The sequence below is a fragment of the Pseudarthrobacter sp. NPDC058362 genome (assembly GCF_042723515.1).
Lineage (GTDB): Bacteria > Actinomycetota > Actinomycetes > Actinomycetales > Micrococcaceae > Arthrobacter.
In genome coordinates this window covers 1-13,437 of record NZ_JBHXIW010000002.1, presented here as the reverse complement: position 1 = coordinate 13,437, position 13,437 = coordinate 1, and the positions used below count along the sequence as shown (strand labels likewise).

General features: G+C 63.3%; 12 protein-coding genes, 1 tRNA gene and 1 pseudogene. 6 read left to right on the top strand and 8 right to left on the bottom strand.

Going from position 1 to position 13,437, the window contains the following annotated elements; all coding sequences use genetic code 11:
• Positions 1-63: 63 nt before the first annotated feature.
• Positions 64-1,032 (bottom strand): annotated as a pseudogene (locus ACFWIX_RS04650) (IS481 family transposase).
• A gap of 252 nt (positions 1,033-1,284) precedes the next feature.
• A complete protein-coding gene (locus ACFWIX_RS04645; protein ID WP_377214946.1) occupies positions 1,285-1,548 on the bottom strand; it encodes a hypothetical protein in 264 nt (87 codons plus the stop codon).
• A gap of 39 nt (positions 1,549-1,587) precedes the next feature.
• Here ACFWIX_RS04645 and ACFWIX_RS04640 point away from each other — a divergent pair, with 39 nt between their 5' ends.
• A complete protein-coding gene (locus tag ACFWIX_RS04640; protein WP_377214945.1) occupies positions 1,588-1,995 on the top strand; it encodes a tyrosine-type recombinase/integrase in 408 nt (135 codons plus the stop codon).
• 94 nt (positions 1,996-2,089) lie between these two features.
• Positions 2,090-3,166 (top strand): DNA-methyltransferase, encoded by a 1,077-nt coding sequence (locus ACFWIX_RS04635; RefSeq protein ID WP_377214944.1) that lies wholly within the window; start codon positions 2,090-2,092, stop codon positions 3,164-3,166.
• Here the strand turns inward: ACFWIX_RS04635 and ACFWIX_RS04630 are convergent.
• The 4 genes from ACFWIX_RS04630 to ACFWIX_RS04615 all read right to left on the bottom strand — a co-directional run bounded on the left by ACFWIX_RS04630 (position 3,163) and on the right by ACFWIX_RS04615 (position 6,090).
• Positions 3,163-3,834, bottom strand: coding sequence for a hypothetical protein (locus ACFWIX_RS04630; RefSeq protein ID WP_377214943.1), 672 nt, complete (start codon positions 3,832-3,834; stop codon positions 3,163-3,165). The genes ACFWIX_RS04635 and ACFWIX_RS04630 overlap by 4 nt on opposite strands.
• A gap of 156 nt (positions 3,835-3,990) precedes the next feature.
• On the bottom strand, positions 3,991-4,854 hold the full coding sequence (locus tag ACFWIX_RS04625; protein WP_377214942.1) for a hypothetical protein: 864 nt from the start codon (positions 4,852-4,854) through the stop codon (positions 3,991-3,993).
• A gap of 129 nt (positions 4,855-4,983) precedes the next feature.
• A tRNA-Thr gene (locus tag ACFWIX_RS04620) sits at positions 4,984-5,060 on the bottom strand.
• 139 nt (positions 5,061-5,199) lie between these two features.
• Entirely contained in the window at positions 5,200-6,090 is an 891-nt protein-coding gene (locus ACFWIX_RS04615; RefSeq protein ID WP_377214941.1) for a DsbA family protein, read from the bottom strand.
• A gap of 179 nt (positions 6,091-6,269) precedes the next feature.
• On the opposite strand from ACFWIX_RS04615, the gene ACFWIX_RS04610 reads away from it, so the two are divergent.
• The 4 genes from ACFWIX_RS04610 (at position 6,270) to ACFWIX_RS04595 (ending at position 11,445) form a co-directional block, all read left to right on the top strand.
• Positions 6,270-7,772, top strand: a complete 1,503-nt coding sequence (locus tag ACFWIX_RS04610; RefSeq protein WP_377214940.1) for a trehalose-6-phosphate synthase — start codon at positions 6,270-6,272, stop codon at positions 7,770-7,772.
• A complete protein-coding gene (gene otsB / locus ACFWIX_RS04605) occupies positions 7,762-8,592 on the top strand; it encodes a trehalose-phosphatase (protein ID WP_377214939.1) in 831 nt (276 codons plus the stop codon). Before ACFWIX_RS04610 ends, otsB begins: the two co-directional genes overlap by 11 nt.
• Before the next feature lie 227 nt (positions 8,593-8,819).
• Entirely contained in the window at positions 8,820-9,902 is a 1,083-nt protein-coding gene (locus tag ACFWIX_RS04600; protein ID WP_377214938.1) for an ABC transporter ATP-binding protein, read from the top strand.
• Positions 9,903-10,026: 124 nt separating this feature from the next.
• The gene (locus ACFWIX_RS04595; RefSeq protein ID WP_377214937.1) at positions 10,027-11,445 is read left to right on the top strand and encodes a DUF4032 domain-containing protein; all 1,419 of its coding nucleotides are present in this window, start codon (positions 10,027-10,029) and stop codon (positions 11,443-11,445) included.
• Positions 11,446-11,448: 3 nt separating this feature from the next.
• Here ACFWIX_RS04595 and ACFWIX_RS04590 read toward each other — a convergent pair whose 3' ends face one another.
• Together ACFWIX_RS04590 and ACFWIX_RS04585 are read right to left on the bottom strand one after the other, a co-directional pair.
• Positions 11,449-12,819 (bottom strand): FAD-binding oxidoreductase, encoded by a 1,371-nt coding sequence (locus ACFWIX_RS04590; RefSeq protein ID WP_377214936.1) that lies wholly within the window; start codon positions 12,817-12,819, stop codon positions 11,449-11,451.
• Positions 12,820-12,821: 2 nt separating this feature from the next.
• Positions 12,822-13,310 (bottom strand): hypothetical protein, encoded by a 489-nt coding sequence (locus ACFWIX_RS04585; protein ID WP_377214935.1) that lies wholly within the window; start codon positions 13,308-13,310, stop codon positions 12,822-12,824.
• Positions 13,311-13,437 lie beyond the last annotated feature (127 nt).

Below are 13,437 nucleotides of genomic sequence, written 5' to 3'. Positions count from 1 at the left end.
ATTGGAGCCCCCTGTCGGATTCGAACCGACGACCCCCGCTTTACAAGCCCTAGGTGTACTCAGTCAGTAGGTTGGTTGCCCTGCTGATGGGTGGCTTGCCTCCGAGGCTGCCGTGGGGCCGGTGGTTGTTGTAGAAGTCTAGCCATGGCTGTAGAGCGTCGGTGCGGGCTTGGTTGGACATGAAGGGTTTCCGGTAGGCCCAGCCTTCTTGCAGGGTCCGGTTGAAGCGTTCGGCTTTGCCGTTCTGCCAAGGGTGGCGGGGTTTGATCAGGATGTGTTGTGCGCCCAGCTCGGCCAGGGCGTCCTGGAAGTCACGGGAGAGCCGGTAGGCGAATGCGTTATCGGTCATGACCCGCCGGACGGGCGCTCCATTGGCGGCCATTGCAGCTGCGGCACGGATGAGGAACCCGGTGCAGGTCGGGCCTTTCTCGTCAGGCAGCACCTCGGCATAGGCCAAACGCGAATGGTCGTCCACGGCCACGTGGACATAGTCGAAACCCATCCTCTTATGGCCGGCGGCATGGTTGCGGGCGGATTGCTTCGGGTCAGCCCGCCAGCCGCCACCATCGGGGATCCGTCCGAGCTTTTTGACGTCAATGTGGATAATGTCTCCGGGAGCGTCACGCTCGTAGCGGCGGTCCGTGGCTCGGGAAGCGCGGATCCGGGCCCCGGTCATCGGGTCCAGGTCCCACAGCCGGGGCATCCCGGCCCGGGCCAAAATCCGGGAGACCGTCCTGGCGCTGGTGCCGCAACGTATGGCTAGATTGGCTGGCCCATCGCGGTGCTCCACACGCGGGCCAGGACCTCGGCAACCACTTTGGCCGGGGTGGCGTGCGGACATGACTTCGGCCTGGAGCTGCGATCGTGAAGACCGTCCCAACTGTGTGCCCGGTACCGGTTGAGCCAGCGGTGCGCGCAGGTCCTCGAGATGCCCATTTCCTTGGCCACATAAGCCACCGGACGGCCCGCCAGAACGCGCTCGATGATGATCCGTCTACCGATCGGAGTCAGGCGGGCATTACGGTGGGACATGAAGGCCTCTTAGTCGTTGGCTGTGTGTGGTAGCCACCAACCTAAGAGGTCTTCACCTATTCACGATGTAACCAACGTCTTGACTCAGTACATCTAGGCCGAGGGGTCACCTTGCCGTACGCACCCCTACGCGATGCGACGTTTTCGCCCCATATTAGATGAGATATTGACCGATGGAGAGGTGCTGGTTCCTATGACTTCATAGCTCTTAGAACCCCTTCGCGTAGCAGCGTCGGAGGGGATTCGGAGGGCTCAGGAGCGAGGAGTGCCCGCCAGCCGTACGATCAGGACACCGACGACATGGACGATGAGCCAGGCATCGTCCAAGCTGGCGTCCGTAACGTTGTGTCCATCGCCATTCTGATTGCGTTCGGAGGCTACCCCCTCCATAGCCTTGACCACGGACTCAAGCATCGGCGCGTCCCGACCAGCCAGCTGACCGCTGGACCGGACTGCTTTGATCTGGTCGCCTAATACCTTCCCCGGGATGCCCAGCGCCTTGAATGTCTCCTGCAAGGCAGTTCCCGCGTCAGTGATCGCATTAGCGGCGTCGTGGTGGGATATCTGTTTGAGCGCAGCCATGTAAGCAGCCTGAGCGCGGTCAAGTTTCGGCTCTCCGTAGAGGAGCTTGATGGCCGGATCGACACGGCATTTTGGAGTCCCAGGGAATCCAGCTCGATGATCTGCGACCGCGCCTGCGACCCGAAAGGCTTCTACCGGTACTCGTTCAAACCGGCCGCCAAAGCGCTGCGGATGCCCACCCTAAAGTTCCACGAGCTACGGCACACGTTCGCGTCGCTTATGGCTGGTTACGGGTTGTCCATGTTCGAGCTGTCCCGGCTGATGGGGCATGGCTCCATCACGGTTACGGACGGCGTTTACGCCCATCTATACAAGAAGGACTACTCCGAACTGCGGGCCAGGATCACTACAGCGGCGCGCCAAGCCACCGGGGTGGCTTGATGGTTTCCGGCGTTTTCCACATACACAGCGCCGCGTCCGCCGTCGTCGTACCCATGGCCTACCCTTAAATCCATAAGCAACCAGAAGGAAACGCATGTCATCGCCCACTCAAATTTCCCTCGATACCATCCATCTCGGAGATTGCCTTGAATGGCTTAGGACCGTGCCAGACAACTCTGTTGATTGCATCGTCACATCTCCCCCTTACAACATCGGCAAAGAGTACGAAGTCCGTCGAGCACTGAAGATATACCTCGAGGAACAGACGGCCGTCCTGGCTGAGTGCGCCCGTGTGTTGAAGAGCTCTGGGTCCCTCTTCTGGCAGGTGGGTTCGTACTCGGCTAACGGCTCACTGATACCGCTCGATGTACGTTTCTTTCCGATACTCGAGGACCTCGGACTAGTGCCCCGCAACCGCATGATTTGGGTCAGGCAGCATGGGCTCCATGCGAGAAACAAGTTCTCGGCTAGGTATGAAACTATCTTGTGGTTCACCAAAAGTGACGATTACATATTCAACCTGGACGCGATACGCGTGCCACAGAAGTACCAGAACAAGAAATCCTGGCGCGGAGAAAACAAAGGCGAGTTGACATGCAATCCTCTCGGGAAAAATCCAGGTGATGTCTGGATCTTCCAGAATGTTAAACACAATCATGAAGAGCAAACGATTCATCCCGCCGCTTTTCCAGAAGACATGATTGCACGTATCGTGCTTGCAACAACCAATGCTGGCGGCGTGGTGTTAGACCCCTATATGGGAACCGGCACCGTCGCCGTCACCAGCCGTGACCTGGACCGGCGCTACATTGGAGCGGAGATCGACCCGTCCTACCATGCAGTGGCCCTGAGGCGGATCGCTGGCACCCCTGACGAGAACGGCTATTTCCCAAATCTGAAGACGCTAAGGGACTACTGCGAAACTCATTCGGAGGACCCAGCAAAGTACAGGTTCGACGCTCAGACAGCAAAGGTGGCCTCGGGACGGGCGAAATCTCGACGCTTTTCCGAACTGCATCATCTCCAGGAATTGGAAGACCGGCTCAGGCTTGAAGAGGGCGCTTTCGGGGATCGGCTCCGTTCCATCAGCGAGGGGCTTCCGGACATCGAAAGGTACAGAGCCAAAGAACTAGACGAAGTCCCAACTCTCTTCGAGACCGAGGCGGTCTAGGAGAACCGAGCTGCCAAGTTCCCGTACTGACCGGCGCGGCCCCACGCAATATCGAACGTACGTTGGGCCGTGTCGGGGACGCGAGAATATCGGCCGCTGTATAGATTCCAATCGCAGTCAAGCACACTTACGTCCGGCTCGATACCGAGACCTACGAGTCGAATGGGAATACCGAAAACTCCTAGAGTTGTCACCGTATTAATCTGCGCCTCCGCCTGTTCGAAGTACAAAGTGCTGTTCGAGGCAGGGAGGGAGCCCGTCTTAGTCACAATTACCAGAGCTTCCACGGGTCCATTCAGCGGCGTTAAAATGCCACGCGAGTGAAATACGGCTTCGCTCCTGATGATGTTGTTCCACAGGAACGGGTAGTTGCTGAACTGCCACTCGGCCAGAACAACCCCCTTGCCGGCGTCCCAGTCCTTACCGAATGGTTGCAGCTCCGGCGGAACAATGACATTGGTCCATCCAAGCTCTGCGGCTTTGGCGGTGAGCGCCGCGTTCGTTGCCTTCGGATCGAAGATCGGCCTACCAACAATGCCCGCCTGGTCGCTTGGCTGTAGTTGGGGCCTTAGCGAGGTAAGCACGCTTGATATTTCAGCCCACCGACTCTCGCCAACTTCGGAAAAATACTCAGCGGCACCATTGAAGTCACGAATTACGTAATGCACTCAATCTCCTGAAGTCAGTTTTGGGCTGAGCGTATCAGGAGACCTTTCATGAGCGAAAACCTGCAACAAAATGCAATGCGAGGAATAGCGGCATTCCCGTGTTTTCTAGTTGCGAAAATACCTGAGCTAGACGACTTCCCCACACCGTCCCGCAGCCTACGAATCCCGTGTGACAACTCCACAAGAGAACCATCCCACCAAGAGAGCCGCCAGTTGAACGTGGGCCTGTGCCTGTTCCAGCGTGGGTGGAACAGCGTTCTGATCTACATGCCGGTAGTGCTGACCAGACCAAAGCGTTTGCAGCATGTGATGGATCGTTGTGTTGGGGGGAGCCTTATCACTATCCACACGAAGGTTGTGCGTCCAGTTACCCTGATCGCGGACGTAAGCAACGGCATTGCCGAGGGAGGGCTTCGGGTGGTTGGGGCAGACAACCGGGGTCACGACGAGTTCGACTGCCTTAACAGCGAAGTCCATCGCCTCCGCTGGCTGGGGTGTCAGTCCGAAGGCGTATTGCCACGCTTTGAAAAGCAAGGGTCCAGCGTCTTGGGAACTGTCGATGGCGGCCTGGGCTACCTCCTGCACACCTTCTGGCAGCCGAGCTGACAATCTTGCTGTCGGACCCGACATGTCCACCTTGTACTTACAGTGGGACCAGTCCAGTGTGCGTGCGAGAGCGGCAATCACCTCCGGCTCATGGCTTGGGTTAGTGCAACTGAGCAGGAAGTCTGCCACCCGCATAATGACCGGAACGCCCTTCGCGTAGATCGCACCGATGGCGCGATCCAGCTCCATAAGACCGTCGGCTGGCGCCCCGAGATTGATTCGAAGTGCAGTTTGCACGTTGTGAACTAGCGACAGATTGGCGTAATCAGTGCCTGTGTAGACACTTGATTGGCGACGCAAGCGGCCCCCTATCCAGCTTCGAAGAGGTGCCTCCATCTCCGGGGGTAATGCCTCGCGAATAACAGAGAGGGCAACTATCTCGTCTTCCGTGGCATCAAAGGGAACAAAGACCATGGATTCATTGAACCAGCACGCGGCCGAAATCTGGCCCAACGCGGGGGGTTTGGAGGGGATGCGGGACTTCCGGGCAAGACAAAAGCGCGCCGCTACCGGGCTAGGTCCCAGTAACGGCGCGGTTCTTATTGGAGCCCCCTGTCGGATTCGAACCGACGACCCCCGCTTTACAAGAGCGGTGCTCTGGCCAACTGAGCTAAGGAGGCGTGCCCGGGACGCCGGGCCTGCGCCCGACGGGCGCTAGATAAGGTTAGCCCACGTCCGCCCACGGGTAAAAACAGCAGGGCCGGCCCCGGAAACGAATCCGGGGCCGGCCCTTGTTGCTGAAACCGGTGCGGGCGGTCCCTATGCCTTCGCGTCGATGGCGGCCTGCAGGAATTCGGGGAACGGCGTCTGGGCGCTGTCACCCTTGCCCCACTGCTTGCCGTCCACCAGGACAGTAGGCGTGCCGGTGACGCCGATGGACGAGGCGAGCTTCGTGGAGTACTTCACGTACGGACGGTATGTCTTGTCTTCCACGCAGGAATCGATGCTGGCAGCTCCCACGTCAGTGGCCATCTTCTTCAGGTCGTCGTCGGAAATGCCCGCGGTGCCTTCGGCAGGCTGGTCGGCGAACAGGGCGTTGACGAAGTCCGCGTACTTTTCCGGCGACTCGTTCACCACGCAGGCGGCGGCATTGGCGGCACGCGAGGAGTAGTTGGTGCTCGAGCGGTTGTCCAGGAAGCCCAGGGGGCGGTATTCGACGCTGATCTTGCCCTCGTTGCGGAGGGAGGTCAGCTGTTCGTTGAACTGCTCTTCAAAGTTCTTGCAGACGGGGCAGATGAAGTCGATGTAGATGACCACCTTCACCGGCTTGCCGGCCTCGGCCTCGGCGCCGGGAGCGGCGATCTGTGCCGGCGGAGTCTGCGGGGGCTCGGGGACGCTCGCCGCGTCCACGGTGCCCGCTTCGGTGGGTGCCACCTCGGTGTTGGCCAGCAATGTTACGCCGCCGTTGACGTTGGCATTGGCGGGGACCGGTCCCTGGTCCGCCACCGGAGCGTTGTTCCGGATGTTGCTGGTAACCACCAGCGCAACGACCGCCAGGATGGCCACCACGGCCACGACGATGCCCCAGCCGATCAGCTGCTTGTTTCGCTTGTCCTTCTTAAGCTGCGCTTCCCGGATCTGGCGGGCTTTCTCGCGCGCCTCGGCGGTCCGTTCAGCCTTGGACTTACGGTTTTCGTTTGCAGGGCTCATGTGTTCCTTGGGTCGGTCGACGTGGGGGGACCACTAAGTGGCAACCCGCCCAGTTTAGGGGACAAAGCCGGAAGCTTGGGCCTTCAAGCATCCCGCCCATTGACTAACGGACGAATAGCACCGATCATTCCGTCCCGTTAGGGTGGGCTGAGAGGCACAAGCAACCCCAGGGGGCCGCAATGCAATCACCCGTCCAGGAAAAACCCGCCGGCAAGGCGGTGCCGGCTGCCGCCGCGGCACGACCCGGCGCACACACCAAATACGACTTCATGGTGGTCTCGAACAGGCTGCCCGTTGACCGCTGCGCACCGGGAGAAGGCGGCGACGACGGCTCCGGCTGGCGCCGCTCCCCCGGCGGACTCGTCACCGCCCTGGCGCCCATGATGACCAAGACGGACGGCGCTTGGGTGGGGTGGCACGGCGCCCCCGACGAAACCGTCAGGCCTTTCAGCCACGGCGGAATGGACCTGGTGCCCGTCCAGCTGAGCACCGATGACGTCGAGCTCTACTACGAGGGCTTCTCGAACGCCACCCTGTGGCCGCTCTACCATGACGTCATCGCTCCGCCGGAATTCCACCGGACCTGGTGGGACGCCTACCGCAAGGTCAACCGCAGGTTCGCCGACGCCGTCGTACGCCATGCCGACGAAGGCGCCACCGTATGGGTCCAGGACTACCAGCTCCAGCTGGTCCCGCGGATGCTGCGCGAAGCGCGGCCCGACCTCCGGATCGGGTTCTTCAACCACATTCCGTTCCCGCCGCCGGAGATTTTTGCGCAGCTGCCGTGGCGGCAGGCGATCATCGACGGCCTCCTCGGCGCCGATCTGGTGGGTTTCCAGCGCAGCAGCGATGCCGGGAACTTCATGCGCTCCGCCCGCCGTTTCCTGGGCGCCAGCGTCAAGCAGCAGCAGGTGCACGTCAAGGGCCAGGACGGCGCCATCACGCACATCGCCCGCGCCCAGGCGTTCCCCATCTCCATCGACGTCCAGCAGATCACGGAGCTCGCCCAGCGCCCGGACATCGTGGAGCGTGCCCGGCAGATCCGCCAGGACCTCGGCAACCCGAAAACCATCCTGCTCGGCGTGGACCGGTTGGACTACACCAAGGGCATTCGGCACCGGCTCAAAGCCTTCGAGGAGCTCCTGGCCGACGGCAAGCTCAAGGTGGGCGACGCGACCCTGATCCAGGTGGCCTCCCCCAGCCGTGAACGTGTGGAACAGTACCGGCTGCTGCGCGAGGAAGTGGAGGGCACGGTGGGGCACATCAACGGCACCTACGACACCCTCGAAAACACCGCCGTCCGGTACCTCCACCACAGCTACCCCGTGGAGGAGATGGTGGCCCTTTACCTGGCCGCGGACGTCATGCTGGTCACCGCGCTGCGCGACGGCATGAACCTGGTGGCCAAGGAGTATGTCACGGCGCGGACCAAGAACGACGGCGCCCTCGTCCTCAGCGAGTTCGCCGGCGCCGCGGACCAGCTCAAGCAGGCCCTGCTGATGAACCCGCACGACATCGACGGCCTTAAGGACTCGATCATGCGGGCCGTCGAGCTCTCCCCCAAGGATGCGTCGCGCCGGATGCGTGCCATGCGCAAGCAGATCCTGGAGCACGATGTGGACCACTGGTCCGCCGACTTCCTCACCGCGCTCAACGAGAAGGTGGTCCGCGATGACTCCTGAGGCCCGCCGGCCGGCCCTGGGCCTGACCCCCGAACTGCGCGCCGCGATCCGCCGCATCGCGCAGACCGACCAGCTCCTGGTGGCCATGGACTTTGACGGCACCATGGCACCCATCGTGGGAAGGGCCGGCGATGCACGCCCCCTTCCGCGCGCGGCCGCGGCATTCGCGGGCCTCGCCGTCCTCCCACGTACGACGACGGCGCTCATCTCCGGACGCGCCCTCGCCAGCCTGCGCGCGGTGGCGTCGCCCCCGGTTGATTCGCTGCTGATCGGCAGCCACGGGGCTGAAGCGTGGATGGGGCCGGGGTCCGCCGCGCTCGCGCTGGACGCGGACCAAGAGGCCCGCCTGGCGGCGGTCCGCTCAACCTTGGCCGAGATCGTGGCGGAAGCGCCGGGGACGCTGCTCGAAGACAAGCCCGCCGGTGTCGTCCTGCACACCCGGCTTGCCGACGACGACGTGGCCGAGGACGCCGTGGCAGCCGCCCGCTCGCTGCTGCAGGACCGCAAGGGCGTATACCTCAAGGAAGGCAAGCGCGTCCTGGAGACGTCGGTGGTCAACGCCTCCAAAGGCGAGGCCGTCACCTTCCTGCGGCAGGCCAGCGGCGCCACCGCCGTATTCTTCGCCGGCGACGACACCACCGACGAGGACGCGCTGGCCCGCCTCGAACCGGGGGATGTGGGCGTAAAGGTGGGCCCCGACTTCACCTGTGCCGAGTTCCGCGTGGAAGCCCCGGAGCATGTTTCCGAGCTCCTGGAGGCCCTCCTCCAAGAGCGCAGCCTGGCAGTGGCGGAGGAGGATCCGCAGGCCGCGTCCGGCTAGAAACCCCAAGGAACGGCTCAGCTCATGTGTGACCCCCGTAACATTTTCGACAATAAGGTCACTGGCTGACATACTCTTGGTTGTGATGTGGCGCACAACAACCGTGCGGCGTCACTCGATGCCTCCGGCTCCGGCCGGCAGGCATCATGCATGACAAAACTGAACAAACATGAACCATTCACAACGGATCGTCCGGCACGTACCTGCCGGTGAAGGGATTGATAACTGTGGCTACAGTTACTTTTGATAACGCTACGCGTCTGTACCCGGGCACAGATAAGCCCGCCGTCGATAAGCTCAACATCGACATCGCCGATGGCGAATTCCTGGTCCTCGTTGGACCCTCCGGTTGCGGCAAGTCCACCTCCCTGCGCATGCTCGCGGGCCTTGAGGACGTCAACGCCGGCCGGATCCTGATCGGTGACCGCGACGTTACCGACGTTCCGCCGAAGGACCGCGACATCGCGATGGTCTTCCAGAACTACGCGTTGTACCCGCACATGACTGTGGCCGACAACATGGGTTTTGCCCTGAAGATCGCCGGCGTTTCCAAGGAAGAGCGCGCCGAGCGCGTCCGCGAAGCCGCCAAGCTCCTTGACCTCGAGCAGTACCTGGACCGCAAGCCGAAGGCGCTCTCCGGCGGCCAGCGCCAGCGTGTTGCGATGGGCCGCGCCATCGTGCGTAACCCGCAGGTCTTCCTCATGGACGAGCCGCTGTCCAACCTGGACGCCAAGCTTCGCGTCCAGACCCGTACGCAGATCGCCTCCCTCACCCGCCGCCTCGGCGTCACCACGGTCTACGTGACCCACGACCAGGTCGAGGCCATGACCATGGGCGACCGCGTGGCTGTGCTGAAGGACGGCCTGCTGCAGCAGGTTGACACCCCGCGCAACCTCTACGACCGCCCGAAGAACGTTTTCGTTGCCGGCTTCATCGGTTCCCCGGCCATGAACCTGCTGGAACTTCCCGTGGTCGACGGAGGCGTGCAGTTCGGCGGCACCGTTTACCCCGTGCCACGCAACGTCCTCGAAGAAGCGCACGGCAGCACGGTCACTTTGGGCACCCGGCCCGAAGACCTCGAAACCGCACCGCAGGGTGAAGGCCTGAAGGTCGAAGTTGACGTTGTCGAGGAACTCGGCGCCGACGCCTACGTCTACGGCCACACCACGCTGGACGGCAAGGACCACGACATCGTGGCACGTGTCGACGGCCGCCGCCCCCCGATGAAGGGCGAGTCCATCTACGTCCGTCCGCAGTCGGGCCACGTGCACCTGTTCGACACCAAGACCGGACTTCGCCTGGGCGACTGATCCTCTCCACCGGCACCCGACGGCGGCCCGCACCCTTTCGCAATGGTGCGGGCCGCCGTCGGCCGTTAACCCGAAGCCACCGCGGCATTTAGCCGTCCGGCGCCAAGTACGGAAGAATTGACGCATGACCGAGGAAAACAGCGCCAACTGGCACGATGAACCCACCGACTACGGGCAGATCGGCAAGCTGCCGCGGTTCGTCGCCGCCAGCGCGGACGATGGCAAGGCCGCGTCGGCCGCCAGCTCGCTGAACATCACCGCGGCCGCTGCCGATCCCGAACTGCTGGATCTCCCCTGGCACATCGCGCTCGAGGACTGGCCCGCGGAGTACCTCGCGGCGCTCCCCCGCGGCATCTCCCGGCACATCGTGCGCTTCGCGCACCTGGGCGGGTCCGTGATCGCCATCAAGGAAACATCGGAGCACGTGGCCCGGCACGAATACCACATGCTGCGGAAGCTGGCCCGGCTGGATGTTCCCTGCGTGGAACCCGTCGCCGTCATTACGGGCCGCACCACCGTGGACGGCCGGCCGCTGAACCCCGTCCTGGTGACCCGGCACCTGAAGTTCTCAATGCCTTACCGGGCACTGTTTTCGCAGATGCTGCGAAAGGACACCCTGACCCGCCTCATCGACGCCCAGGCGCTGCTGCTGGTCCGGCTGCACCTCATCGGGTTCTACTGGGGCGACGTATCGCTGTCCAACACGCTGTTCCGCCGGGACGCCGGCGCGTTCGCCGCCTATCTGGTGGATGCCGAGACGGGTGAGCTGTATCCGGACCTGTCCACCGGCCAGCGGGAATACGACCTGGAAATTGCCCGCGTGAACATCGCCGGCGAACTGATGGACCTCCTGGACGGAGGCCTCATCGAGGAGAAGGTGGACCCCGTGGCCACCAGCGAACTGATTATGGACAGCTACCGGCGGCTGTGGGCCGAGCTCACCGAGAAGGAATCGTTCGAGCTCGGGGAACGCTGGCGCGTGGGTGCCCGCATCCGGCGGCTCAACGAGCTCGGCTTCGACGTCGAGGAATACGCCATCAAGACCACGCAGAACGGGTCCACCATCCAGCTGCAGCCGAAAGTGGTGGACGCCGGGCACCACCAGCGCCGGCTGCTGCGCCTGACCGGCCTGGACGCCCAGGAGAACCAGGCCCGCCGCCTGCTCAACGACATGGACTCCTTCCGCGCGGACAATTACCCCGACATGGACGAGGAGTACAGCGCGCACCTGTGGGTCAGCCAGATCTTCGAGCCGATCGTCCGGTCCATCCCGCGGGACCTCTCCGGCAAGCTGGAACCGGCAGAAGCCGTCCACGAGGTCCTGGAGCACCGCTGGTACATGTCGGAGAAGCAGGAACGACACATCCCGCTGGCCGAGGCCGTGCAGAGCTACATCGATTCCATCCTGCGCCACCGCAGGGATGAAGCAGCCATCATGCTCAACCCGGACACTGAGCTGCTCAAGATCCTCGAGGTGGAGACCGAGGAATCCCGTTACGGCGGCGACGAATCGATCGACGAGTACCCCGATGCGGACGACTAGGCCCTAGATCGCCTTTCCGGGATTCAGGATGCCCGCCGGATCAAACAGTTCCTTGATCCGGCGCTGCAGGGCGCGCACCGGCTCCGGCTGCTCCTGGCCGAGCCAGCGCAGCTTGTATTGCCCCACCCCGTGCTCACCGGTGATGGTGCCGCCCATGTCCAGGGCAACGGTGATCGAGTCGTCCAGGGCACGCTGGAGGCCCGCCATGGCGTCCTGTTCCACCGCGTCCGCTGTGCGTTCGATCCAGAAGGTGGGGTGGAGGTTGCCGTCACCGGCGTGGGCCACCACTTTGAGGTTGACCCGGTGCCTGGCAGCCATGGACTCCAGCTCCGCGATGTAGTCCACCAGCCGGGAGCGGGGAACCGCCACGTCCTCCCCCACCCGGTATTGGTCGTCGACCTCCACGCCCCTGCTGTGCCGCCGGAGTTCGACCAGCCGTTCGGCTTCACTGCTGGCCTCCGTGGTGACGGTGGCACCGCCTGCCCGCAAAACATCACGGACCTCTTCGGCCTCTGCAGCCGCGCCGAAACCGTCGGTCTGGATCAGGAGCAGCGAGCGGCCTCGCGCGCTGAGGTCAGAACCGTGGATGTCATCCAGCTGTTCCAGCGTCCCGCCGTCGAGCAGTTCCATGATGGCCGGCTGGACACGGGCCCGGCCCACCGCGAGCACGCCGGCGGCGGCCATTCGGAAGTCCGGATAGAACGCTGCGACCGTGTGGACTTCGCGGGGCAGGTACTTCAGCCGCACGGTGATTCCGACGACAATCCCGAGCGTGCCTTCGGACCCCACGAGCATTCCGGTCAGGTCGTAGCCCGCCACACCCTTAAAGGTCTGGTGGCCGGTATGGATGAGGGACCCGTCTGCCAGCACCACATCCAGTGCCAGGACCGAGTCACGGGTCACTCCGTACTTGGCGCAGCGCAGTCCGCCGGCATTGGTGGCCACGTTGCCCCCGATCGTGCTGGTCCGGAAGCTCGCCGGGTCCGGGGCATACATCAGTCCGTGGGCGGCGGCGGCCTCGTTGAGCACGGCGTTCACCACGCCGGGTTCGACGACGGCGGTCTCGTCGTCAGGGTTAAGGTCCAGGATGCGGTCCATGCGTTCAAGGGACATCACGATGCAGTTCCGCACCGCGTGCGCACCACCTGAGACGCCCGTGCCGGCGCCCCGAGGGACCACTGCCACACCGGCGGCGGAACAAGCGCGAATCACCGCTTGGACGTCAGCCACAGACTCCGGGAAGACCACCGCGAGGGGTAGTTGGAAATCTATGACCGGAGCCTGGTCCACGGCATAGCGGCGAAGCTCCACCTCGGAGTCTTCCAGCTGGTTGGAGCGGAGCAGGCCACGCAGCTCGGCAACGATGGACGCCACCACTACGCTCCCATAAAGCGCGCGTACCGGGCCAGGATGCCGGGCCACGCCTCAGCATAGTGCGCGCGTGTTGCCGCGGGGTTTTCGGCGCCTTCCCAGCCGTTATGGAAGACCCTTACTTCAGTGCCGTCTTCGACGGGCCTGAAGGCCACGAGCAGCTCGGTGGACCAGAGGGCAGTGCTTCCCGGGTGCCATGTGGCGTGGAAGGAAAATGGGGGGTTCCATTCATCGATCGTGCCCCAGATGCTGGTACGGCCGTCGTCCGCAGTTTCCAGGATGAGGTTCTCTTCGAACTCCACGTAGGATCCTTGGCCATAGACGCCATGGTCCTGGAGGGGCCACCACAGGTGGGTGTGATCGGTAAAGCCTGCAAAAGCGTGGGCCACGGTGCCAGGCATCACCAGTGTGTTCACGACGGGTTCCAGCGCGTCGCCGGCGTCGTGGCCGTCACCGTCCTGGGCCCCGGGGGCGTGGCTGAAGAGGTTGTCCATGGTGCCCAACTCTACCGGTGGCACACGGACCGGTTGGTGGGTTTAAATGTGGGAGGCCCCAACCGTGTGGTTGGGGCCTCGACCAGGTGTGTGTCCGGCGGTGACCTACTCTCCCACACCCTCCCGG